Here is a 24,181-nt window from a genome sequence, read left to right on the forward strand (position 1 = left end):
CGTGAGAGCGGAGGTTCCCGTGTTACAGGTGAATGGCGCTCATATCCAAACGCCCGTAGTCAGAGTCTGAATGTTCTCCTTTTGGCGGGACATGGTGGACTTTCATGACCTGGTCGCCTTGAAGGGTTTCAAGATGAATATCGAACCCCCACAGGCGATGCAGGTGTTTGAGCACTTCGTCAGTGGAGTCGCCCAGGGGTTTGCGGTCATGTTGCTGGTGACGCAGGGTCAGAGAGCGATCGCCGCGGCGGTCGATGCTCCAGATTTGCACGTTGGGTTCACGATTGCCCAGGTTGTACTGAGCCGCCAGGGTTTCACGAATGGTGCGGTAGCCGTTCTCGTCATGAATGGCAGGTACTAGCAGGTCGTCCTTTTGATCATCGTCCATGATGCTGAACAGTTTCAGGTCGCGGATGACCTTGGGTGACAGGTATTGCAGGATGAAACTTTCGTCCTTGAAGCTGCTCATGGCGAATTTGATGCTCGATAGCCAGTCGCTGCCAGCCATGTCCGGGAACCAGTGGCGGTCCTCGTCAGTTGGATGTTCGCAAATGCGCCGGATGTCGCAATACATTGCAAAACCCAGTGCGTAGGGGTTGATCCCGCTGTAGTGAGGGCTGTCAAAGCCTGGCTGGAACACCACGCTGGTATGGGAGATGAGGAACTCCATCATAAAGCCCTCGGTAACCAGGCCTTCATCGTAGAGGTCGTTCATCAAGGTGTAGTGCCAGAACGTCGCCCAGCCCTCGTTCATTACCTGGGTTTGTCGTTGTGGATAAAAGTACTGGGCAATCTTGCGCACGATGCGTACGACTTCACGCTGCCAGGGCTCGAGCAGGGGAGCGTGTTTTTCGATGAAGTACAGGATGTTTTCCTGGGGCTCGTCGGGGAATCGTGCGCTGTCCTTTTCGCTGAACTTGTCTGCACCTTTGGGAATGGTGCGCCACAGATCATTGATCTGTTTTTGCAGGTGTTCTTCACGGTCCTTCTGCCGCCGACGTTCTTCTTCGGCTGAAATCGGATAAGGCCGTTTGTAACGATCAACGCCGTAATTCATCAGGGCGTGGCAGGAGTCGAGCAGGTCTTCAACGGCATCGATACCGTGGCGCTCTTCGCATTGCATGATGTACTGCTTGGCGAACACCAGATAGTCGATGATCGAACTGGCATCGGTCCAGGTGCGAAACAGGTAGTTACCCTTGAAGAAGCTGTTATGGCCATAGCAGGCATGGGCCACCACCAGGGCCTGCATGCAGATGGTGTTTTCTTCCATCAGATAGGCGATGCATGGATCTGAGTTGATCACGATCTCATAGGCGAGTCCCATCTGGCCGCGGCTATAGGACTTTTCGGTGCTCAAGAAATGTTTGCCGTAGGACCAATGGTGGTAGCCCAGCGGCATGCCCACAGAGGCATAGGCATCCATCATTTGCTCGGCGGTAATCACCTCGATCTGGTTGGGGTAGGTATCCAGGGCATAGCGTTCGGCCAGGCGGCCGATTTCGCGGTCGTAAGCCTGGATCAGTTCAAAGGTCCACTCGGAGCCAGTGGAAATGGGATGGCGTTTATTCTCTTTGGCGGTCATGTCACTAACCTGCGCTGGAAGAGTTCACGGAAGACCGGATAGATGTCGCCGGCCGAGACCAGTTGCTGTTGGGCGAAGGTATCTGAATACGCTTCGCTGATACGTTCGTACTCGTACCAGAGGGCCTGATGTTCGCGCGGGGTTATTTCTACATAAGTGTAGTACTGCACGAACGGCATGATCTGATTGATCAGAATATCCCGGCAAATGGGTGAATCATCGTTCCAGTTATCGCCGTCTGAAGCCTGCGCTGCATAGATATTCCACTCATTTGTGGGATAGCGCTCAGCCATGATTTCCTGCATCAGTTTGAGTGCGCTGGAAACAATGGTGCCGCCGGTCTCCCTCGAATAGAAAAACTCCTCTTCATCAACCTCCCGTGCACTGGTGTGATGGCGAATAAACACTACGTCAATCTTGTCGTAGTTACGCTTCAGGAACAGGTACAGCAGGATGAAAAAACGCTTGGCGATGTCCTTGGTGGCTTGGGTCATGGAGCCGGAAACGTCCATCAGGCAGAACATGACGGCCTTCGAGCTGGGGTTGGGTTGCTTGACCAGCAAGTTGTACTTGAGGTCAAAGGTGTCGAGGAATGGCACGCGATGGATGCGTGCGCTGAGTTTCTCGATTTCAGCCTCTACTGCCTTGATATCGCCGAAGTTGTCCGGTTCTTCGCGCTTCAGTCGTTCAAGTTCGGCTTTGGCTTCCTTGAGTTTTTTCCGGCTGCTGCCGGACAGGGCAATACGCCGTGCGTGAGCCGAGCGCAGGGTTCGAATGATGTTGATGCGCGACGGGTTGCCTTCGTTGCTGATGCCCGCACGCACCGTTTTAAAGGTGTCGGTCCCCGTAAGGTTGCGTTTGACCAGGTTGGGCAGTTCGAGGTCTTCGAACATGAATTCCAGAAACTCTTCCTGGGTGATTTGAAACACGAACTCATCCATGCCTTCGCCGGAGTTGCCTGCCTTGCCGGGGCCGCCACCCCCTCCCGCGCCACCTTGTGGGCGTTGAATGTGTTCGCCGCTGGTGAACTCCTTGTTGCCAGGGTGCACCACCGTTTGCTTGCCACCGCGGCCGTGGTGAAGCACCGGCTCATCGATATCGCGGCCGGGAATGCTGATTTGTTCGCCATGTTCCATGTCGGTAATGGAACGGCGGCCCACGGCCTCTTCTACGGCCTTCTTGATGTGGTCACGGTAACGTCGCAGGAAACGCTGGCGGTTCACCGTGCTCTTGTTCTTGCCATTGAGGCGTCGGTCGATCACATAGCTCATTAGGCCCTCCGGGCAGCTTCAAGTTGTGAGCTGCAAGCTGCAAGTCGAAGCGGTAGCGCGTGCTTCTTCTTGCAGCTTGAGGCTAGAGGCTTACAGCTGCCTCACTGCGACTTTCTGACCCGCAGGTACCACTCGGAGAGAAGCCGTACTTGTTTGTCGGTGTAGCCACGTTCGACCATTCGAGTAACGAAGTCGTTGTGCTTTTGTTGATCCTCTTTGCTTGCCTTGGCGTTGAAGCTGATAACCGGAAGCAGGTCCTCGGTGTTTGAGAACATTTTTTTCTCGATAACCACCCGCAGTTTCTCGTAGCTGAGCCAGGTCGGGTTTTTGCCGTTGTTGTTGGCGCGGGCCCGCAGTACGAAGTTGACGATTTCGTTGCGGAAATCTTTCGGGTTGCTGATGCCGGCCGGTTTTTCGATTTTCTCCAGCTCCTCGTTGAGGGCTACGCGATTGAGGATTTCTCCGGTCTCCGGATCGCGGTATTCCTGATCCTGAATCCAGAAGTCTGCGTAGAGCACATAGCGGTCGAAGATGTTTTGCCCGTACTCGCTGTAGGACTCCAGATAAGCGGTCTGGATTTCTTTGCCGATGAATTCAATGTAACGCGGTGCCAGGTACTCCTTGAGGAAGCGCAGATAACGCTCGCGGGTTTCCGCCTGGAACTGCTCTTGCTCGATCTGTTGCTCCAGGACATAAAGCAGGTGCACTGGGTTGGCTGCAATTTCGTGCGGGTCGAAGTTGAAGACCTTGGACAGGATCTTGAAGGCGAAACGGGTGGAAAGGCCATTCATGCCTTCGTCGACGCCTGCGCTGTCGCGGTATTCCTGGATCGATTTGGCTTTCGGGTCGGTGTCTTTAAGATTTTCACCGTCGTAGACCCGCATTTTCGAGTAAATGTTCGAGTTTTCCGGCTCTTTAAGACGCGACAGAACCGTGAACTGGGCAAGCATTTTCAGGGTGTCGGGCGCGCAGTGGGCTTTGGCCAGCGAGCTGTTGAACAACAGTTTGTCGTAGATCTTCACCTCGTCACTGACGCGCAGGCAGTACGGAACCTTGACGATGTAGATCCGGTCGATAAACGCTTCGTTGTTCTTGTTGTTGCGGAAGGTGTGCCACTCTGACTCGTTGGAGTGGGCCAGCAGGATGCCGGTAAACGGGATAGCGCCCAGACCTTCGGTACTGTTGTAGTTGCCCTCTTGGGTTGCGGTCAGCAAGGGGTGCAGGACCTTGATCGGCGCCTTGAACATCTCCACGAATTCCATCAGGCCCTGGTTGGCCCGGCACAGTGCGCCTGAATAGCTATAGGCATCGGCGTCGTTCTGTGGGTACTCCTCGAGTTTGCGGATATCGACCTTGCCCACCAGTGCCGAAATGTCCTGGTTGTTCTCGTCTCCCGGCTCGGTTTTGGCCACGGCGATCTGATTGAGAATCGAAGGATAGAGCTTCACCACGCGGAACTGGCTGATGTCGCCACCAAATTCGGCCAGGCGCTTGGTTGCCCACGGCGACATGATGGTGCTCAGGTAGCGTTTCGGGATGCCGAAGTCTTCTTCGAGAATTGCGCCGTCTTCGGTGGCATTGAACAGCCCCAGTGGCGATTCAAAGACCGGCGAGCCCTTGATTGCATAAAAGGGGACTTTCTCGATCAGTTGCTTCAGTTTTTCTGCCAGCGATGATTTACCGCCGCCCACCGGGCCCAGCAGATAGAGAATTTGTTTTTTCTCTTCCAGGCCCTGCGCAGCGTGGCGGAAGTAGGAAACGATCTGGTCGATGCATTCTTCCATTCCGTGGAAGTCTTCAAAGGCCGGATAGCGGCGAATCACTTTGTTGGAGAAGATTCGCGACAGGCGAGAGTTGTTGGAGGTGTCCAGCAGTTCCGGTTCACCAATGGCCAGCAGCAGCCTTTCAGCGGCAGAGGCGTAAGCGCTTTTGTCTTGTTTGCACAGTTCAAGATATTCCTGAAGGGTCAGTTCTTCTTGGCGTGTGGATTCAAAGCGTTGTTGGAAGTGGCTAAAAATACTCATGACGTCACCTCGCTCGATACGTGGAGCCGGCGATAGATCGGTCAGTTCGAGTGCTGGCATGCAGCAGCATTTCAGCTGCTGTGTACCCCCCAGGACACCATCAAGGTGGTTAACTCCTTGAACTTACTACTGATAATCCATACGCCGGAGTACCGGCTCTCCCCAGATTCGGATGGCCTGATCTAAAGGATAGTTGGTAATCGGAGAGGTCAAGGCGCGATGCGAGATTTGTTACGTTCGACCGTTGGTCAGGCAGGGCGCCAGCCCGCGGATAACGGGGGCTGGCGCTGATAAAAAATTATTCTGCGGGGAGCTGGGAGGTTTCTTGCGGATAAGTCGCACGCCACAACTCGAAACCGCCATCAAGGCTGTACACCTCGCTAAAGCCCTGGCTCACCAGGTAAGCCGCAGCGCTCTGGCTGGAGTTGCCGTGATAGCAAGCAACGATCAGAGGGGCATCGAGATCGGCGTGGGTGATGAAATCGTGCAGCGAGTGGTTATCCAGATGTTTCGCACCGCTGATGTGGCTGGCAGCGAAAGCCTGCGGGTCGCGGACATCGACCACCACGGCGCCTTTTTCGCGCAAGGCCTGTGCTTGTTCGGGCGGGATACGTTTGAATTCGGTCATGGAGGATTCCTGTGGCCTGACTGCGGGCGCGGCTAGACGGCGCCCAAGGGTTGGGAAGGTTGGTCGGGGAGCGCGATGGTCGAGTGGGCTGCAAGGCCAAGGTCGTCGCAATCACAGCTGAGGCGCTGGCCAGAGTCGACGTTGAGCAGGGTCATGGCTCCTCCCCAGACACAGCCGGTGTCGAGGGCGAAAATCCCGGGCTCCTTGCAGTTGCCTTCAAGTGCCGCCCAATGACCAAAGATGATCTTCAGGTCCTGGGTCTTGCGTTCTTTATAGCTGAACCACGGGGCATAGCCGGGGGGAGCGCTGCCCACGCCTTCTTTGCTTTTGAGGTCGAGTTTCCCGTCGCGGGTACAAAAACGCATACGGGTGAAATAGTTGGTTATCACCCGCAGACGGGCGACACCGGTGAGGTCGTTGTCCCACTTGGCAGGTTCGTTGCCGTACATGCCATCCAGATAGGGGCCAAGCAGGTTGTCGTCACGCAAAGCGTGTTCGACTTCGCTGGCGCACTTCAGGGCCTTTTTCAGGCTCCATTGCGGCGGTATTCCTGCATGTACGAGGGCGACGTTGCGTTCGGCATCGTAATGCAGCAAAGGTTGCTGGCGCAGCCAGGACAGCAGTTCATCGCAATCGGGAGCTTGCAGAATTTCACGCAGCGTATCGCCTTTCTTCAGACGCTCGATATTGTGCGCTGCGGCCAGCAAGTGCAGGTCATGGTTGCCCAGTACGCACACCAGCGATTCGCGGATGCGGTATAGAAAGCGCAGCGTTTCCAGCGATTCGGGGCCACGGTTTACCAGGTCACCCACCAGCCACAGTTTGTCTTTGGCAGGATCGAAAGCTACGCGTTCCAGCAGGCACCTGAGTGGCTGCAGGCAGCCTTGCAGGTCGCCAACGGCGTACACCGGCATCAGTGCAGTGCCCCGGGCACGGCGAGGCGGAAAGGGGCAATGATGGCTTTGAACTCGTGACCATCTTCGGCATGCATCAGATAGCTGCCTTGCATGGTGCCGACTTTGGTGGTGATCACCGAGCCGCTGCTATAGACATGCTGCCCGTCCGGCTCGATCAATGGCTGCAGACCGACGACGCCAGCGCCACGGACTTCTTCGACATGACCGTCGCCATCGGTGATCACCCAATGCCGGGACAACAGCTTCGCGGCTATCGATCCCTTGTTGTGCACCGTAATGGTGTAAGCAAAGGCGAAGCGCTGAAGTTCAGGTTGGGATTGTTCTGGCAGGTAACGCGTGACGACGTTGACGTCGACCAGATAGCGGGGATCGGGCATGCGAGAGGCCTTACTTGAAAGCGTAGACACAGTTCGGGATAAAACTGATGCCTGAGTCTAGGCCAAGTAATGGTGACTAGGCCAGCCGGTTAAGGCGTGGCAGCTGCAGGAGTCGCCGGTTGACGCTCCTGCACAGGCCTGGCACTTGGCCCGGAGATGATCAGTCTTTTTCTTGGCTTGCCACAGCTTGTTCGCTGAGTACGTCGGCCAGGCGCACAAAGGCGGCGAGGTCGAGTTGCTCTGGACGCAAGCTGCCGTCAACACCAGCCGCTTCGATCTCGGCGTTGCTGAGCAAGGCCTTGAGGGTGTTGCGCAGGGTTTTGCGGCGCTGGTTGAAGGCTTCCCGAACCACGCGCTCAAGCAGGCGATGGTCTTTGGCCGGGTGTGGCAGCACTTCGTGTGGCACCAGGCGGACAATTGCCGAATCTACTTTAGGCGGCGGATTGAACGCGCCTGGACCTACGTTGAACAGGTGTTCCACGCGGCAGTGATACTGAACCATGATTGACAGACGGCCCCAATCGCCACCGCCCGGGCCGGCAGCCATGCGCTCAACCACTTCTTTTTGCAGCATGAAGTGCATGTCACGGATTAGGCCGGCATTTTTCAGCAGGTGAAAAATCAGCGGAGTGGAGATGTTGTACGGCAGGTTGCCGACAACCCGCAGGGTGCGTGGTGCAGCGCCCAGGCTGTTGAAATCGAACTTCAGGGCATCGCCCTGGTGCAGGGTGAAGTTGCTCATGCCTGCGAATTGTTGCTTGAGGATCGGGATCAGGTCTTTGTCGAGCTCCACGACATCAAGCTGGCCGCCACTGTTAAGGATGCCTTTGGTCAGAGCGCCCTGTCCCGGACCGATTTCCAGCAAACGGTCAGTAGGCTTGGCGTTGATGGCGCGCAGGATACGGTCAATGACACCCGCATCGTGCAGGAAGTTCTGGCCAAAACGCTTACGCGCCTTGTGTTGGAATTGCTCGTTCATATACGGGTCTCGGACATCTGATAGGCGGTTTCCAGCGCGACTTGCAGGCTGCCGGTATCGATCTTGCCGCTGCCTGCCAGATCCAGGGCGGTGCCATGGTCGACAGAGGTGCGGATGATCGGCAAGCCCAGGGTGATGTTGACAGCGGCACCAAACCCTTTGTATTTCAGTACGGGCAGGCCTTGGTCGTGGTACATCGCCAGCACTGCATCGCAGTGCTCCAGATATTTGGGGGTAAACAGAGTGTCGGCGGGCAGCGGGCCATGCAAATCCATACCTTCGCTGCGCAGGCGCTCCAGAGTTGGTTCAATAATGTCGATTTCTTCATGGCCCAAATGGCCGCCTTCGCCGGCGTGGGGGTTGAGCCCACAAACCAGGATGCGGGGCCGGGCAATGCCGAATTTTTGTTGCAGGTCGGCGTGCAGAATGCGGGTAACCCGCATCAGTCGCTCAGGGGTGATTGCGTCGCTCACCTGGCGCAGGGGCAGGTGAGTGGTAACCAGGGCTACGCGCAGGCCGTGCGTGGCGAGCATCATCACAACCTGCCCGGTGTGGGTCAGGTCTGCGAGGAATTCAGTGTGACCGGAAAATGGAATCCCGGCCTCATTGATGATGCCCTTGTGTACAGGGGCGGTAATCATGCCCGCGAAGTGCCCGTCGACACAACCCTGGGCAGCCCGGGTCAGGGTTTGCAGGACAAACCCGGCGTTGGCTTTGTCCAGTGTGCCGGCAATTACCTTCGCTTTCAGCGGGGTATCCCACACATACAGGCTGCCTGCAGGGGCTGGCTGATCAGGCCAGTTGTCCGGGCTCACCGGCAGCAGGTTGACAGCCACGCCCAGTTGCACGGCCCGCTCAAGGAGCAGGTCGTGGCTGGTAATGGCAATCAGGGGGTGCGGCTGGCGTTGTGAGGCGAGTAGCAGGCACAGGTCTGGACCTATGCCTGCCGGCTCGCCGGGTGTCAGTGCAAAACGCTGTGTTTTCACTGCGCTGCCTGGTTTCCGCTCTCTTGCGAGGTGGCGCCAGGAAGTTTGATCTCTACATAGGCTTCGTCACGGATCTGACGCAACCAGGTTTGCAGCTCTTCGTCGTACTTGCGGTTACGCAGTGCGTTCATTGCTTGCTGTTCACGGGCCTGGGTGGTGCTGTCGGTGGCGCGGCGGCCAAGGACTTCCAGAACATGCCAGCCGTATTGAGTCTGGAACGGCTTGGACAATACGCCCTGGGGCGTGTCGGCCATGGCCTCACGGAACTCGGGTACCAGAGAGTCCGGATTGACCCAGTTCAGGTCGCCGCCGTTAAGGGCAGAACCCGGATCCTCGGAGTAAGTTTTGGCCAGGGTGGCAAAATCTTCGCCCGACGTGATGCGCTCGTAGATTTTGTTGATCAGTTCCTTGGTCTGCGCTTCGCTACGGATTTCGCTCGGCTTGATCAGGATGTGACGAACATGGACTTCGTCCACCACCACGGTTTCGCCGCCGCGTTTGCCGTTGAGCTTGAGGATGATAAAGCCGCCCGGTGTACGTACCGGAGGCGTCACTTCTCCTACTGGCATTTTGCTCAGCATGCTGTCGAACGGTGGTGGCAATTGAGCGGCTTTACGCCAGCCCATGTCACCGCCTTCCAGTGCGGTATCGCTGCCGGAGCGGGCGATGGCCATTTGACCGAAGTCGGCGCCTTTCTTGAGCTGGTTGTAGATCTCTTCAGCCTGTTTGTAAGCCGTCTGGACTGCTTCCGAATTCGCGCTTTCCGGCGTTGGAATCAGAATATTGGCCAGATTGAATTCTTCGGACATTTGCATTGCGCCCATAGGCGATGCGAGGAAGTTCTTCACTTCCTGTTCTGTCACCTGAATGCGCTCGCCCACACGACGCTGGCGCACACGGCTGATGATCATCTCGCGACGAACCTGCTCGCGGGCATCTTCATAGGACAGGCCGTCGTGAGCCAGTGCCTGGCGGAACTGGTCAATGGTCATGTTATTGCGCTGGGCAATGGTGCCAATGGCCTGGTTCAGCTCTTCATCCGTGATCCGGATGCCTGAGCGTTCGCCGAGCTGCAGTTGCAGGTTTTCGACGATCAGACGCTCAAGTACTTGCTGATCCAGAACGCTGGCAGGCGGCACGCCCTGGCCACGCTTGGCAATGGTCTGCTGAACTTCGTGGACACGCTGGTCCAGCTGGCTCTGCATGATCACGTCGTTGTCGACGATGGCCACAACCCGGTCAAGGGGTTGTACTGCAGCGTGTACTGCAGTACCCAGAAACAACGCGCCCAGCACTAGCGGGCGCAGACACTCAGAAAGCTTGATCTTCACGTTCACGATAACCTTGGATGCCTTTGTCGAGGAAGCTCTCTACTTTGGTGCCGACTACGCCACCGAGACCTTTCAACACAACTTGGAGGAAGAGACCATGATCGCCCTTCTCGTTTTGAGGGGCTTCTTGGGTGTACTCGTCGTTGGATACCCAATAACGGCTGATCAGACGAAGCTTCCAGCAGCAGTTGTCGTATTCAAAGCCACCGAAGGCTTCCAGAGTACGGTTGCGGTTGTAGTCGTACTGCCAGCGGCTGATGGCGCTCCACTGCGGCACGATCGGCCAGATAACCGAGAAGTCGTGCTGCTGGATCTTGTAGTAATCCTTGATGTAACCGTTTTGCCCCGGGGTCAGGTAATCACCGCCCATTTGCCACTTGCCGGTGTACTGGTTGTAAATCACCTGGTCGTTGCGATAGCGATAGCCCAGGTTGACCACCTTGTTCGGGTTGTCTTCAGGCTGGTAGTGCATCATCGCGCTGCCGGAACGCGGGCTGCGGGTTTCCGGATCCCAGTTGTAGTCGGCAGTGGCGCGCCAGTCGCGGTTGAAGCGATAGGCGTATTCCAGAGCATAAGGCGAGACGCTGGAGGTTGAATCCTTGCGATCGTCGGCAATGCCCGGCAATTGAACCTTGCGATCCTGGAAATAATACGCCTGGCCGATGCTGACACGCTGGCGCTCAAAGCCGTTGTCTTCGATCCAGCGGCTGGTCAGACCCAGCGACAGCTTGTTCTCGTCGCCCACGCGGTCGGAACCGCTGAACCGGTTGTCACGCCACAGCGAGGAATAGCTGAAGGTGTTTTCGCTGGTGTCGAAAACAGGAATGTCTTCCTGATTGCGCTCAGGGACATACAGATAGAAAGCGCGCGGTTCCAGGGTCTGGCGGTAGTTGGTGCCGAACCAGTTGGTATTGCGGTCGAAATACAGGCCGCTATCGACGCTGGCAATAGGCACGCTACGGTTTTGCGAGCTCTTGTAGTCCTCACCGGCGAGCAAGGTACTTTTGCCCTGGCTATCCAGATCAAGATCGTACTGGGTGTACATGTACTTCAGGGTTGGAGTCACAAAGCCGTAGCTTGACGTCATCGGCAGGCTCATGCTCGGCGCCAGATTCAGACGTGTGCCGTTGGCTCGTGCCAGACCAACAATATTGTTGTCGAGTCGCGGGGCAGTAGTGCCGTCTTCGTTGGTGTAATTACCGTTTTCCAGACTGCGCTCAAACCGCACCAGTTCGGAGCCGTAGCTGAAGTTCACGCCGCCAGGGTGAAACGGCAGCGCACCGTCGAGGGTGAGTTGCGGCAACTTGTTGTAAGGCGTGACCTGGGTAACAGTGGCCAGTTGATAGGCCTGGGCATTCAACCGGGCGGTGTAGCTGTCGCCCCGATAGCTGACGGCAGCTTGCTGGTTCAGGTAGTCGCGGTTTTCGACGCCGATCTGATCAGTTTGCAGATCCTGGAAGTAATACGGATCGCTGATCTTGGTGTAGTCGACTTCTGTCAGTACCCGCGAATCCAGGCCACCCTTGTGCTGCCAGTTAAGCATGTAGCGCTTGTCGGAGTAGTCGGTTTGACCCTTGCGCTTGGTGTCGTCGTCGTTGAGGTAAGCGGCGCCGAACTGCCCTTCGCTGGACTCGGTCAGGTAGCGGAACTCGCCTTCCATCAACAGGCCGCGCTTGGTCATGTAGCGCGGGTACAACGTGGCATCGTAGTTCGGCGCCAGGTTGAAGTAGTACGGGGTCACGAGCGTAAAGCCGGTGTCGGTACTGCTGCTGAAGGATGGCGGCAGGAAACCGGACTGGCGGCGATCGTCGATCGGGAAATAGATGTACGGGGTGTAGAAGATCGGGATGTCTTTAACCCGCAACGTCACGTTGGTCGCCGTACCGAAACCGGTGGCAGGGTTCAGCGTGATGTTGTTGCCCTTGAGCTGCCAGGCGTTGCTGCTCGGCTCGCACGTGGTGTAAGTACCATCCTTGAGACGGATGATGGCGTCTTCGGCGCGCTTGGCATACAGCGCGCTGCCGCGGATGCGCGACTTGTGCAAAACGTATTCGGCGTTGTCGACCTTGGCCGCACCAGTGTCCAGCTGCACATCGGCGTGGTCGCCAACGATCAGTGCACCGTTGTCCCGCAGACGGACATTGCCATTGAGTTCGCCACGGCTTTCAGCCTGATACAGGCTGGCCTCGTCGGCCTCGACCTGCATGCTGCCCTGACGCATGACGACATCGCCGGCCAGGGTCGCGACCTGTTCTTCCTGCTGATAGCGGGAAGCTTTAGCGCCAACAAAGGTCGGGGCATCGCTTTTACTGGTGGGGTCGTTCATGCCCGGACGGATGGGCTCGACGTACGAGCCGGAGCAATAAGGTCCGGTTTCGGCCAGTTGCGCCGGTGTCAGCTTCTCCCGGGGCACCCAGTCCAGGTGGCTGTAGTCGGCGCTGCGCGCGCTCAGCCCACGGCCCTTGGCTTCAGTAACCAGCGGGATGGGCGCGACTTGCTCGCTGGCCTCACCGCTGGCTTCCGCCAGGACACCCTGGTGCGCCGGACGCGGCGGCAATTGCGCGGCGTTGGTTTTTGGCGTGCAATCCCAGCCACCCGTAGCCGACACGGAACAGTCATACTGTTCCTCGGCAACAGCGAACGGCATGGCTAGAGGTTGCATGGCCAGCAAACTGCCGGTTACCAGCAACGGAAATTTTTTACGAAACGCGGGGGATTTCAATGCCATCTTATTAGTCCGGGCTTCCTGCGTGCCATCAGCCCGCGGTGGGGGACCGCAACGCCTATCGATGGTCTGGAAAAGATGCTGGATAATAAAGCATGACCCGCTTGACGGCTAGCACCGTCGGAGACCCTTGTAATGCCTGACCAAGATGTACGCCTGCAACACCTGAAAGTTTGGCTGGATGAGCAGTTGGTAACCTTGTATGAGGACCAGGGTTGGGGTGTCGTACCCCCGGCCACGTTGACTTCGGCCAGTAGCGACGCGAGCTTCAGACGCTATTTTCGCTGGGAGGGCGAGGGTCGGACTTTTGTCGTCATGGACGCGCCGCCCCCCCAGGAAAACTGTAAGCCATTCGTCGATATCGCTGATTTGCTGCGTATCAGCCAGATAAATGTGCCAAAAATTTATGCCCAGGACCTCGAGCGCGGTTTTCTTTTGCTCAACGACCTGGGCAATAAAACATTCCTCGACGTGATTAACAGCACCAATGCCGATGAGTTGTTCAAAGACGCCATTGAAGCCTTGCTGGCTTTTCAGCAACTGCCGATGAAAGCACCTTTGCCCAGCTATGACGTTGCTTTGCTGCGTCGCGAACTGGAGTTGTTTCCCGAGTGGTACGTGCGCCGTCATTTGGGGGTAGAGCTCGATGAGCAGCAACAGGCTGCCTGGCAGCGGGTCAGCGCGCTGTTGATCGACAGTGCGTTGCAGCAGCCCCAGGTACTGGTCCATCGCGACTTTATGCCGCGCAACCTGATGCTCAGTATCCCCAACCCCGGGGTTCTGGATTTCCAGGACGCGGTGTATGGCCCGGTCACTTACGACATTACCTGTCTGTTCAAGGACGCCTTTCTCAGTTGGCCAGAAGAGCGTGTGCGCGCCTGGCTGCGCGACTACTGGGAACTGGCCTTGCCACTGGGCATCCCGGTGGGGGCGGATTTCGAGGCGTTCCTGCGAGCCAGTGATCTGATGGGTGTGCAGCGACACCTGAAGGTGATCGGTATCTTTGCGCGCATCTGCCATCGTGATGGCAAACCACGCTATCTGGCTGACGTGCCGCGGTTCTTCTCTTATATAGAAGCGGTGCTGGCACGCCGTCCTGAACTGGCGGAACTGGGCGAGCTGTTCCACAGCCTGGGCCTGCGTGCCGGGGCGGACCTATGAAGGCCATGATTCTGGCAGCGGGCAAAGGTGAACGCCTGCGGCCGCTGACCTTGCATACTCCCAAGCCGTTGATACGGGCTGGCGGCGTGCCTTTGATCGAGTACCACCTGCGGGCGCTGGCGGCGGCGGGCTTTACCGAGATCGTAATCAACCACGCCTGGCTGGGTCAGCAAATAGAAGATCATCTGGGCGATGGTTCGCGTTTTGGCGTGAGTATCCAGTACTCCGCTGAAGGCGAACCGCTGGAGACCGGCGGCGGCATTTTTAAAGCATTGCCGTTACTGGGCGACCAGCCCTTTGCAGTGGTCAATGGCGATATATGGACCGACTACGACTTTGCAGGCTTGCGTCAGCCGCTCACAGGCCTGGCGCATCTGGTTCTGGTCGATAACCCGGCACACCATCCGGGCGGTGACTTTTACCTGCAGGGCGCGCAAGTTCTCGATGCGCTGCCGGGTGTCGACGCCCTGACCTACAGTGGCATCGCAGTGCTTAGCCCCGGCTTATTCGCGGGGGCTACGCCTTGCGCATTCAAACTCGCCCCCTTGCTGCGCAAAGCCATGGCCGACGGACAGGTGACGGGCGAGCGTTTACAGGGGCATTGGGTCGATGTGGGGACCCATGAGCGTTTGGCCGAAGTTGAATCGTTGATCAAGGGCAAACACTAAAATGTTGTGGCCAGGGACTCTTGTCGGAGCCGGTGCCGGCTTTTTCATTGCCAGCATTCCGGGGGCCATGCTCGGTGCTTTACTGGGGCAGGCGCTGGACCGGCGTCTGCAGTTGCACAGCTGGGCGCAGTTGCGTGAACGCTTGGGCGGTCGCCCGGCGTTGCGCAACGACGAGTTGTTGTTTGTGCTGCTTGGACGGCTGGCCAAAAGCGGCGGCAGGGTGGTGGACAAGCACATTGAGCAGGCGCGCCAGGAAATGCGTCAGCTCGACATGTCCGGCCCGGCGCAGCAGCGGGCCATTGCCGCGTTCAATCGTGGCAAATCGCAGAATGACTCCCTGCGCGGCTATCTACGACGCCTGAAAGCCCAGCCCCATGCAGCAGAAGGTGTGCTGCGCGCCGGGTGGAGGATGATTTTGGCTGACGGTCGTATCGATCCCCGGGAGCGCGAGTTGATCGTGTTGTGGGGGCACTGGCTGGGCTGGACGGCGCAACAGGTGCAGGCGCTGGGCCCAGACTATGAACCGCATAGAAAACCACTGGCCACCCGTGATGGCACCTACCAGCAATCGTTAGTCCTGCTGGGGGTAACGGCGAGTACGGAGCCGGATCAGATCAAACGCGCCTATCGGCGTTTGCTCAGTCGTCATCACCCGGACAAGGTTGCCGGCAGCGGCGCGAGTCCGGCCCAGGTGCGCGAGGCCACGGAAAAAACCCGCGAACTGCACCACGCCTACGCCATGATTCGCGAGCAGCGCGGGTTTCGTTAACGGCCTGGCGGCTACTTGTAGGCAGGCTGCGGGCTGAGCCAGCCGCGTACTCGGCGAAACAGCTGTTCCTGCTCGGCTTCCTTATTGCCCGGGATGGCGTTCAGGGCAACTTGAGTGAAATTCGTACGGCTTACCCGTTGGCTGGCCTGTCGTCGTTGCAAGGCGGCCTTGCGGGCCAGCGGCTGGTCTTTGTAGAAGATATCCAATTGCGCCAGCGAGAGATTCGGCGTCAATTGGCTCAAATCAGGTTCAACTCCGGTCGGTGTCTGCGCGGCGATCAGGATCAGTCTGGGCAGCTGGGCTGGTTGCTTTTCGCTCACATAGCGCGCAGCCCAATAGGCGCCGGTACCGTGGCCAAGCAGCACCAGGCTGCGCATGTTTTGCTGTTGGGCGAAGGCAATGGCAGCGTCAATACGGGCGTAGATCCGCTCGGCATCCGCTTTGCTCATGGCCTCAAACGTCTCGGCCGGTGGTGCTTCAGTCGTGTTTTCGGTGCCGATACTGGCCGCCTGCTCGATGGGTTTGGCTGTGGTGCTGGCCTCTTTGCTGCTAGTGTTCGGCGCCGGGGGTGCGGGAGGTGCCTGTGGTTCGGCCTGGCGCGGCTGGCTGGCCTGGCTTTGCATGTCCGGCAAGCTCAGACTCAGGCTGGCCCAGTTGGCATCCGGCAGTTTGTTGCGCAGCGGGCCCACAGTCAGTGGCCAGTCTGCACTTTCGCCTGCTCCCGGTACGATAATCACCGCGCCACTGGGGTCGCTGCTATTGGCGGGCTTCCAGAGTGCGAGAAAACTGTCTTGCCCGGCCTGCAGTTGTTGTTGCTGGTTTTTCGGTAGCTGGCGCTCAAGAGCCGTTTCGTCTTCCATGCTGCGTTCGGGCAGCTGTGGGCGTATTTCCGGCTGAGCTTGTGCAGGCTCTGGCGCCGGCTCCGGATCAGCCGCCAGTACCGGCAAGGCGTGTGGCAGGAACAACCACAGGCACAGCGCTGCAAGTGCCGGGCGCAAAGAAGACATAGGTGATTCCAGGCCAGAAGTAATCCAGGCAGCCTAATGGGTTGATCAGCATTTGTCAGGGTATGAGTGTTCCGATGAAGCGTTTTTGCTATCTGTTAATGATCGGCTGGTTATCGTTGCCCTTGATGGTCAATGCCGCGTCCATGCCTGCGGCGCAGTTGAGCCCGGAGCAACAGCAATGGCTGGCGCAGCACGGGCAGCTGCGCGTCGGCCTGGTGTTACAGGCGCCCTATGCCAAATTTGATCAACGTTTGCAGCGATTGTCCGGGGCCAACGTCGAATTGATGAAATGGCTGGCGCAGAGTCTGGGCATCGACCTGGTCTGGCATAACTATGCCGATCTGGCGCAACTGGAGCAGGCCGCCCGAGCCGGCGAGATCGACCTGGCGCCCGGGCTGACGCAGACCCCGGCGGGCTTGCGGCTGTGGCTTTTTTCTGACCCTTACATGCGGGTTCCGCATTTGTTGGTGGGCGAGCGCAACGCCGGCGGCTCTGTGGACCTGGAGCGGGTGGACAGCCAGGTCCGGGTCGCGGTGCGAATGCCCAGTTCTGCCGCCGATTATCTGCGCAGCAGCTATCCCGGTCTCAATCTGCAGGGCGTGCCCCTCGAACGCCAGGCCTTGCAGTTGTTGTTGAGCCAGCAAGCGACCTACGCGGTGGTTGATGAAGCGCAACTGACCCGGCTGTCGGCCGAGCCCGAGTTCGCCGGGCTGGCGGTGGTCGGTGATATTGGTTTGCCACAGTTGTTGCGGGTGGCCACCCGCCGCGACTGGCCGCAACTGGCCGGTATCGTGGAGCGCGGGCTGCATGCCATTCCTGCACGGGACATGGAGCAACTGCACAGCCACTGGCTGCAACCCAAGTACCCTAAACTCGGCCCGTCTCCCGGCTTCTGGCAGAACCTGTGCTTGTTGATCGGTGTGCTATTGCTGGCCTGCATGGCAATCATGTTCTGGCAGCGTCGCCAGCAGACGGCCCTGGAGCGAGCACTGCTCCGTGCCCGTGAAGACATTGCCTTGGGCACCGCCAGTGCTGAAGCCTTGCGCTTGACTCAGTTTTCTATCGATCAAAGCCCGATGGGGATTTTGTGGGTTAACTGGGACAGTCATGTGCGCTATGCCAATCAGGCGGCAGAAGACATGCTCGGGTATCCGCCGGGGGCCGTGCTGGATCGCCCCCTGAGAGATTTTGAGCCGGGCCTGGACATGGACCGCTGGTTGACTTTATGGCGCCGCGCCCGTGCCAGCGAAGAAGCAGTGCAACGGATCGAAACCCATTGCATCCGCGCCGATGGCAGCGAGTTTCCGGCCGACGTGACCTTGAGTTTTCTGCGCTTCAAAGATGCTGAATACCTGGTGGTTTACCTGAATGACATCACCGAACGCCGCCGGGTACAGGCTGCCTTGCAGGAAAGTGATGCGCGTTTGCAGGGTATTGCCGCCAATGTCCCGGGACTGGTCTTTCGCCTGGAGCGTTCGTTGCTGACCGGCGAGCTGGACTTCCCCTACATCAGCGAAGGCAGCGAGAGCCTGGCGGGGTATTCCCCGACTACCTTGCGTCAGCGTGAAGTGGGGCTGCGCAGCCTCGTGCATCCGGATGACCGGGCGGATTACCACCGGGTTCAGGACCTGGCGCTGGACAGCGACAGCGACTGGTCATGGCAGGGCCGCATCCTGACCCGTCAGGGCCAGCAACGCTGGGCCGAGATCAAGGCCATCACCCGCAGCCTGGAAGATGGCACCGTGGTCTGGGACGGCATCGTCTGGGACATCAGCGAGAGCAAACGCATTGAGCTGGAACTGGATAGTTCGCGCGGACAGCTGCGAGAGCTGTCGGCCCACCTTGAAAGTGTGCGCGAAGAGGAAAAGGCCCATATTGCCCGTGAGGTTCACGATGAGCTGGGGCAGATGCTGACGGTCCTCAAGCTGGAGACCTCAATGTGCGAGCTGGCCTATGCCGAGCTGGATCCGGGGCTGCGCGAGCGCCTCAACAGCATGAAAAAGCTGATTGCGCAGTTGTTCCAGCTGGTACGTGATGTGGCCACGGCCCTGCGTCCACCGATCCTGGATGCCGGCATCAGTTCCGCCATCGAATGGCAGGCCCGGCGTTTTGAAGCGCGCACGCAAATCCCTTGCCTGGTGCAGGTGCCGGAATATTTGCCGGCGCTGGGGGGGGCCAAGGAAGTCGGCCTGTTCAGAATCATGCAGGAGGCCCTGACCAACGTAATGCGCCACGCCCACGCCCAGACGGTAGAGTTGACCTTGAGCCTGGAGGGCAACGACTTGTGCCTGAGCATCAGCGATGATGGCCAGGGTTTTGTGCCCGCCACCGGCAAGCCGACTTCATTCGGCCTGGTCGGTATGCGCGAGCGCGTCCTGATGTTGGGCGGTACCCTGACTTTGCACAGTGTGCCGGGTGAGGGGACGCTGTTGAGTGTGCGGGTGCCGCTGCTTCCGGCGTCTTGAGTGACCTTTGAATAAGGAAATATCCGTGATTCGAGTACTGGTAGCTGAAGACCACACCATAGTGCGCGAGGGCATCAAACAGTTGATTGGCCTGGCCAAGGATCTGCTGGTGGTGGGCGAGGCGAGCAACGGCGAACAGTTGCTGGAAACCCTGCGCCATGTGCAGTGTGAGGTGGTGCTGCTGGATATATCCATGCCCGGGGTCAACGGCCTGGAAGCTATTCCGCGGATTCGCGCCCTGAACAACCCGCCGGCCATACTTGTGTTATCGATGCATGACGAAGCGCAAATGGCGGCCCGCGCCCTGAAGTTCGGTGCCGCCGGTTATGCCACCAAAGACAGTGATCCGGCGCTGTTGTTGATGGCGATTCGCAAGGTTGCGGCGGGCGGGCGCTATATCGATCCGGACCTGGCCGACCGCATGGTATTTGAGGTCGGATTGACAGATGAAAGGCCATTGCACGCCTTGTTGTCCGAGCGTGAGTTTTCTGTTTTCGAGCGCCTGGCCCAGGGCGTGAATGTCAACGAAATCGCCCAGCAACTGGCCCTGAGCAGTAAAACCATCAGCACCCACAAAGCGCGCTTGATGCAAAAGCTGCATATCAACTCATTGGCGGAGCTGGTGAAATACGCCATGGAGCACAAGTTGCTCTGAATGTAACCTGGCCGGTCGCGGTACTGCCGATCGCAGCTTGCGGCCGCGACGGCATATCTCGCGCATACCTGATTACGACACTTTCATGAGGTGTCTTTGCCCAGCCACTGGGCCCGCCCCAATCAACCATCCAAATCGCGACAACCCTGTAGGGCTATCCCTACAAGAAGCCTTCCAGCCTCCTGATGTGAATCTCTCCTGCGCCCCGATTTCTGTGGGCTGGCGCCTTCTTTAGTCTTGGGCTACGGCAGTCCAAAACAAAAGGTGTGGCTATGAGTGAGGTCGGTGCAAGCGCTGGGGCGAGTGAGATACTGGTCAGCTTCCGTGGCGTGCAAAAAAGCTACGACGGCGAAAACCTGATCGTCAAGGATCTCAATCTGGATATTCGCAAAGGCGAATTTCTGACCTTGCTCGGGCCGTCCGGTTCGGGCAAAACCACCAGTCTGATGATGCTGGCCGGTTTCGAAACGCCAACCGCCGGCGAGATTTTACTGGCCGGGCGCGCGATCAATCACGTGCCACCGCACAAGCGCGACATCGGCATGGTGTTCCAGAACTACGCACTGTTCCCCCATATGACCGTGGCGGAAAACCTTGGTTTTCCGCTGTCGGTGCGCGGCCTCAATCGAACCGATATCAGCGAACGGGTCAAGCGCGTGCTGAGCATGGTGCAGCTGGATGCCTTCGCCCAGCGTTACCCGGCCCAGTTGTCCGGTGGTCAGCAACAGCGGGTCGCGCTGGCGCGGGCGCTGGTGTTCGAACCGCAGCTGGTGCTGATGGATGAACCGCTGGGGGCTCTGGACAAACAACTGCGCGAGCACATGCAGATGGAGATCAAGCATCTGCATCAACGTCTGGGCGTGACGGTGGTCTATGTCACCCATGACCAGGGCGAAGCCTTGACCATGTCCGACCGGGTAGCGGTATTCCATCAGGGTGAAATCCAGCAGATTGCCCCGCCCCGTACTCTCTACGAAGAGCCGAAAAACACCTTTGTCGCCAACTTCATCGGCGAAAACAACCGCCTCAGTGGCCGTCTGCACAGTCAGGACGGTGAGCGCTGCGTGGTCGAGCTGGGGCGCGGTGAGAAAGTCCAGGCACTGGCGGTAAACGTGGGGCGAACGGGTGATCCGGTGACCCTGTCGATACGGCCTGAGCGCATCTGTCTCAATGGTTCCAGCGAAGCCTGCGCCAACCGTTTCTCGGGCCGCGTCGAAGAGTTTATTTATCTGGGCGATCACGTCCGGGTGCGCATGGAAGTGTGCGGCAAGACCGATTTTTTTGTGAAACAGCCGATTGCTGAACTGGACCCCTCCCTGGCCGTCGGTGACGTCGTGCCGCTGGGCTGGCAGGTCGAACATGTACGTGCGCTGGACCCTCTCTTAGAGGCGAATTAATCGCCCCGGCTTCACCAACCCTGCACAGTGGAGAACAAAAAATGCATACATCCCTGAAGTTCACGGCCTTGAGTCTGGGTCTGATGTTCGCAGCCAATGCCCTGGCCGCAACCGATCTGACCGTGGTGTCGTTTGGCGGTGCGAACAAGGCGGCTCAGGTCAAAGCCTTCTATGCACCCTGGGAAGCCAAAGGCGAGGGCAAAATCATCGCCGGTGAATACAACGGCGAAATGGCCAAGATCAAGGCCATGGTCGACACCAAAAGCATTTCCTGGGACCTGGTAGAAGTCGAATCGCCGGAGCTGTCCCGCGGTTGCGATGAAGACATGTTCGAAGCGCTGGACCCGGCCCTGTTCGGTAATCCTGAGCAGTACGTCAAAGGGGCGATTCAGACCTGCGGTGCCGGCTTCTTCGTCTGGTCCACCGTCCTGGCCTACAACGCCGACAAGTTGAAAACTGCGCCCACCAGCTGGGCAGACTTCTGGGACACCAAAACCTTCCCCGGCAAACGCGGCCTGCGCAAGGGCGCCAAGTACACCCTGGAATTTGCCTTGATGGCCGACGGTGTAGCGCCCAAGGATGTGTACAAGGTGCTGGCGAGCAAGGAAGGGCAGAACCGCGCCTTCAAAAAGCTGGATGAACTCAAACCGAGCATCCAGTGGTGGGAAGCAGGCGCACAGCCGCCGCAGTACCTGGCTTCCGGTGATGTGGTGATGAGTTCGGCATACAACGGCCGCATCGCAGCCGTGCAGAAAGAAAGCAATCTGAAGATTGTGTGGAACGGCGGGATTTATGACTTTGATGCATGGGCCATTCCCAAAGGCCTGAGCAAAGACAAGGCCGAAGTGGCGAAGAAGTTCATCGCTTTCACCCTGCAGCCGCAACAGCAGAGCCTGTACTCGCAAAACATCGCCTACGGCCCGGCCAACAAGGAGGCCATGCCCCTGTTGCCTGAAGCCGTACAGGCAGACATGCCGACCGCTGCACAAAACATCGCCAATCAGGTGCAGATCGACGTCACCTTCTGGGCTGACAACGGCGAGCAGCTGGAGCAGCGCTTCAACGCTTGGGCTGCCAAGTAAGCAGTGCTGACATGCGGCGCAGCTGATCAGGGCGCGCCGCCATCGTTTAAAGATTTTCGGAGTTCGCCATGGCCATCGCCGTTCCCCTGAACGAGGTCTCCAGCCCCACGTTGAAGAAGCGCCTGGCGCATGCCGAGCGGATTAACCGCTGGAAAGCGCAGGCGCTGATTGCACCGTTGGTTATTTTTTTGCTGCTGGTGTTCCTGGTACCAATCGCGGCCCTGCTCTACAAAAGTGTCGGCAACCCGGAAGTAGTTGGGGGATTGCCACGCACGGTAGTGGCGGTGGCCAGTTGGGATGGCAAAGGCCTGCCCGCGGAACCGGTCTACCAGTCCCTTAGCGAAGACCTGGCCGAGGCCCGCAAGAATCAGGTTCTGGGCGACTTGTCCAAGCGCCTGAACATGGAGCTGGCCGGTTATCGCAGTTTGCTGATGAAAACCGCCAAGGCGCTGCCGTTCAAGGCGGTACCCGAGTCATATAAAGACGCGATGGAAGCCCTCGACGAGCGTTGGGGCGACCCGGCGTACTGGCAGGCGATCAAGCGCAACACTTCAAGCGTGACCCCGTTTTATCTGCTGGCGGCTGTCGATCATCGGATCGATGACCTGGGCGAAATTGCTCCCGCCACACCGGACCAATCGATCTATCTGGATATTTTCGCCCGTACCTTCTGGATGGGCCTGGTGATCACCTGTATCTGCCTGGTGCTGGCCTATCCGCTGGCGTATTTGCTGGCCAATCTTCCCGCTCGGCAAAGCAACCTGCTGATGATCCTGGTGCTGTTGCCATTCTGGACCTCGGTACTGGTGCGGGTCGCGGCCTGGATTGTGCTGCTGCAGTCAGGGGGGCTGATCAACAGTGCGCTGATGAGCCTGGGGGTGATCGATCAGCCGCTGGAGCTGGTGTTCAACCGTACCGGGGTGTACATCTCGATGGTGCACATTCTGCTGCCGTTCATGATCTTGCCGATTTACAGCGTGATGAAAGGTATTTCACCGACCTATATGCGGGCGGCGATCTCATTGGGCTGTCATCCATTTGCGAGCTTCTGGCGGGTGTATTTCCCGCAAACCTATGCCGGAGTCGGGGCGGGCTGCTTGCTGGTCTTCATCATCGCCATCGGTTACTACATCACCCCGGCGTTGCTCGGCAGCCCGAATGATCAAATGGTCAGCTACTTCGTGGCGTTCTACACCAACACCAGTATCAACTGGGGCATGGCGACGGCCCTGGGCGGTTTGTTGTTGCTGGCGACCGTGGTGCTGTATCTGATTTACAACTGGCTGGTGGGCGCTAGTCGCCTGCGTTTGAGTTAAGGAGACCGCCATGCTTAGCCCTTATATGTCACCTGTCGAGCGGGTCTGGTATTACAGTTTGCGCATTCTTTGCGGGCTGATTCTGTTGTTTCTGATCTTGCCGGTGCTGGTGATCATTCCGTTGTCGTTCAACTCGGGCAGCTTTCTGGTGTATCCGTTGCAGGGGTTCTCGCTGCACTGGTATCAGGACTTTTTCGCTTCGTCAGAATGGATGCGGGCCTTGCGCAACAGCATCATCGTGGCGCCGGCGGCCACGGTGCTGGCAATGGTCTTTGGCACGCTGGCGGCCATTGGCCTGACCCGCAGCGACTTCCCCGGCAAGGCGCTGGTCATGGCGCTGGTGATATCGCCCATGGTGGTGCCGGTGGTGATTATCGGTGTGGCCAGCTACCTGTTCTTTGCACCGCTGGGGTTTGGCAACAGCTTCCTGTCCCTGATCGTGGTGCATGCGGTGTTGGGAGTGCCATTCGTGATCATCACGGTCTCGGCCACTTTGCAGGGGTTCAATCAGAATCTGGTGCGCGCTGCAGCCAGTCTGGGGGCTTCACCTCTGACCGCCTTTCGCCGGGTGACCTTGCCGCTGATTGCGCCGGGAGTCATTTCGGGCGCGCTGTTCGCTTTTGCAACCTCGTTCGATGAGGTAGTGGTCACCCTGTTCCTGGCGGGTCCGGAGCAGGCAACGTTGCCGCGGCAGATGTTCAGCGGCATCCGTGAAAACCTCAGTCCGACCATTGCTGCGGCAGCTACCTTGCTGATCGCGTTCTCGGTGGTATTGCTGCTGACGCTCGAGTGGTTGCGCGGGCGCAGCGAGAAACTGCGCACGGCCCAGGCCTAGCCC

At 58.4% G+C, this 24,181-nt stretch carries 20 protein-coding genes; 9 read left to right on the forward strand and 11 right to left on the reverse strand.

The genetic code is table 11. The annotated features are described in order from the left end of the window. Positions 1-22: 22 nt before the first annotated feature. The 10 genes from FEZ21_RS05715 to FEZ21_RS05760 form a co-directional block, all read right to left on the reverse strand. The gene (locus FEZ21_RS05715; RefSeq protein ID WP_003444510.1) at positions 23-1,585 is read right to left on the reverse strand and encodes a SpoVR family protein; all 1,563 of its coding nucleotides are present in this window, start codon (positions 1,583-1,585) and stop codon (positions 23-25) included. Beyond that, positions 1,582-2,856 (reverse strand): YeaH/YhbH family protein, encoded by a 1,275-nt coding sequence (locus FEZ21_RS05720; protein WP_010656647.1) that lies wholly within the window; start codon positions 2,854-2,856, stop codon positions 1,582-1,584. Before FEZ21_RS05720 ends, FEZ21_RS05715 begins: the two co-directional genes overlap by 4 nt. 101 nt (positions 2,857-2,957) lie before the next feature. Next, entirely contained in the window at positions 2,958-4,880 is a 1,923-nt protein-coding gene (locus tag FEZ21_RS05725) for a PrkA family serine protein kinase (RefSeq protein ID WP_003444505.1), read from the reverse strand. A 298-nt stretch (positions 4,881-5,178) separates the two neighbouring features. Next, positions 5,179-5,508 (reverse strand): thiosulfate sulfurtransferase GlpE, encoded by a 330-nt coding sequence (gene glpE, locus FEZ21_RS05730; protein WP_003444504.1) that lies wholly within the window; start codon positions 5,506-5,508, stop codon positions 5,179-5,181. A gap of 32 nt (positions 5,509-5,540) precedes the next feature. Then, complete coding sequence (locus tag FEZ21_RS05735; RefSeq protein ID WP_003444503.1) at positions 5,541-6,422, reverse strand: symmetrical bis(5'-nucleosyl)-tetraphosphatase; 882 nt, start codon at positions 6,420-6,422, stop codon at positions 5,541-5,543. Next, positions 6,422-6,802, reverse strand: coding sequence for a Co2+/Mg2+ efflux protein ApaG (gene apaG / locus FEZ21_RS05740; protein WP_003444502.1), 381 nt, complete (start codon positions 6,800-6,802; stop codon positions 6,422-6,424). Before apaG ends, FEZ21_RS05735 begins: the two co-directional genes overlap by 1 nt. Positions 6,803-6,962: 160 nt before the next feature. Further along, positions 6,963-7,781, reverse strand: coding sequence for a 16S rRNA (adenine(1518)-N(6)/adenine(1519)-N(6))-dimethyltransferase RsmA (gene rsmA, locus FEZ21_RS05745; RefSeq protein WP_160626650.1), 819 nt, complete (start codon positions 7,779-7,781; stop codon positions 6,963-6,965). After that, entirely contained in the window at positions 7,778-8,767 is a 990-nt protein-coding gene (gene pdxA / locus FEZ21_RS05750) for a 4-hydroxythreonine-4-phosphate dehydrogenase PdxA (protein WP_160626652.1), read from the reverse strand. Before pdxA ends, rsmA begins: the two co-directional genes overlap by 4 nt. Continuing rightward, complete coding sequence (gene surA, locus FEZ21_RS05755) at positions 8,764-10,104, reverse strand: peptidylprolyl isomerase SurA (protein WP_177412985.1); 1,341 nt, start codon at positions 10,102-10,104, stop codon at positions 8,764-8,766. The genes pdxA and surA overlap by 4 nt, the downstream gene beginning before the upstream one ends. Further along, positions 10,079-12,826 (reverse strand): LPS-assembly protein LptD, encoded by a 2,748-nt coding sequence (locus tag FEZ21_RS05760; RefSeq protein WP_003444498.1) that lies wholly within the window; start codon positions 12,824-12,826, stop codon positions 10,079-10,081. Before FEZ21_RS05760 ends, surA begins: the two co-directional genes overlap by 26 nt. Positions 12,827-12,958: 132 nt before the next feature. Here FEZ21_RS05760 and FEZ21_RS05765 point away from each other — a divergent pair, with 132 nt between their 5' ends. Genes FEZ21_RS05765 through FEZ21_RS05775 form a run of 3 tightly spaced genes read left to right on the forward strand, consistent with a single transcriptional unit; the run spans position 12,959 to position 15,421 of the window. Continuing rightward, on the forward strand, positions 12,959-13,984 hold the full coding sequence (locus FEZ21_RS05765; protein WP_010656644.1) for an aminoglycoside phosphotransferase family protein: 1,026 nt from the start codon (positions 12,959-12,961) through the stop codon (positions 13,982-13,984). Beyond that, positions 13,981-14,652: an N-acetylmuramate alpha-1-phosphate uridylyltransferase MurU gene (gene murU, locus FEZ21_RS05770; RefSeq protein ID WP_160626654.1), complete on the forward strand. Its 672-nt coding sequence runs from the start codon at positions 13,981-13,983 to the stop codon at positions 14,650-14,652. The genes FEZ21_RS05765 and murU overlap by 4 nt, the downstream gene beginning before the upstream one ends. 1 nt (position 14,653) lies before the next feature. Further along, positions 14,654-15,421, forward strand: a complete 768-nt coding sequence (locus FEZ21_RS05775; RefSeq protein ID WP_003444495.1) for a TerB family tellurite resistance protein — start codon at positions 14,654-14,656, stop codon at positions 15,419-15,421. Between the two features lie 11 nt (positions 15,422-15,432). Here the strand turns inward: FEZ21_RS05775 and FEZ21_RS05780 are convergent, their stop codons facing one another. Further along, entirely contained in the window at positions 15,433-16,428 is a 996-nt protein-coding gene (locus FEZ21_RS05780; protein WP_003444494.1) for an alpha/beta hydrolase family protein, read from the reverse strand. A 74-nt stretch (positions 16,429-16,502) separates the two neighbouring features. Between FEZ21_RS05780 and FEZ21_RS05785 the strand changes: the two genes are divergently transcribed. The 6 genes from FEZ21_RS05785 (at position 16,503) to FEZ21_RS05810 (ending at position 24,178) form a co-directional block, all read left to right on the forward strand. Continuing rightward, positions 16,503-18,893 (forward strand): PAS domain S-box protein, encoded by a 2,391-nt coding sequence (locus FEZ21_RS05785; protein ID WP_003444493.1) that lies wholly within the window; start codon positions 16,503-16,505, stop codon positions 18,891-18,893. A gap of 25 nt (positions 18,894-18,918) precedes the next feature. Beyond that, the gene (locus FEZ21_RS05790; protein WP_003444492.1) at positions 18,919-19,548 is read left to right on the forward strand and encodes a response regulator transcription factor; all 630 of its coding nucleotides are present in this window, start codon (positions 18,919-18,921) and stop codon (positions 19,546-19,548) included. Positions 19,549-19,820: 272 nt separating this feature from the next. Further along, a complete protein-coding gene (locus FEZ21_RS05795) occupies positions 19,821-20,945 on the forward strand; it encodes an ABC transporter ATP-binding protein (RefSeq protein WP_160626656.1) in 1,125 nt (374 codons plus the stop codon). Between the two features lie 41 nt (positions 20,946-20,986). Then, the gene (locus FEZ21_RS05800) at positions 20,987-22,027 is read left to right on the forward strand and encodes an ABC transporter substrate-binding protein (RefSeq protein WP_003444490.1); all 1,041 of its coding nucleotides are present in this window, start codon (positions 20,987-20,989) and stop codon (positions 22,025-22,027) included. A 68-nt stretch (positions 22,028-22,095) separates the two neighbouring features. After that, entirely contained in the window at positions 22,096-23,343 is a 1,248-nt protein-coding gene (locus FEZ21_RS05805; protein WP_003444488.1) for an ABC transporter permease, read from the forward strand. Between the two features lie 10 nt (positions 23,344-23,353). Beyond that, positions 23,354-24,178, forward strand: a complete 825-nt coding sequence (locus FEZ21_RS05810) for an ABC transporter permease (RefSeq protein ID WP_003444486.1) — start codon at positions 23,354-23,356, stop codon at positions 24,176-24,178. Positions 24,179-24,181: the final 3 nt, after the last annotated feature.

This window comes from Pseudomonas sp. 9.1(2019), assembly GCF_009910445.1.
Lineage (GTDB): Bacteria > Pseudomonadota > Gammaproteobacteria > Pseudomonadales > Pseudomonadaceae > Aquipseudomonas > Aquipseudomonas paraversuta.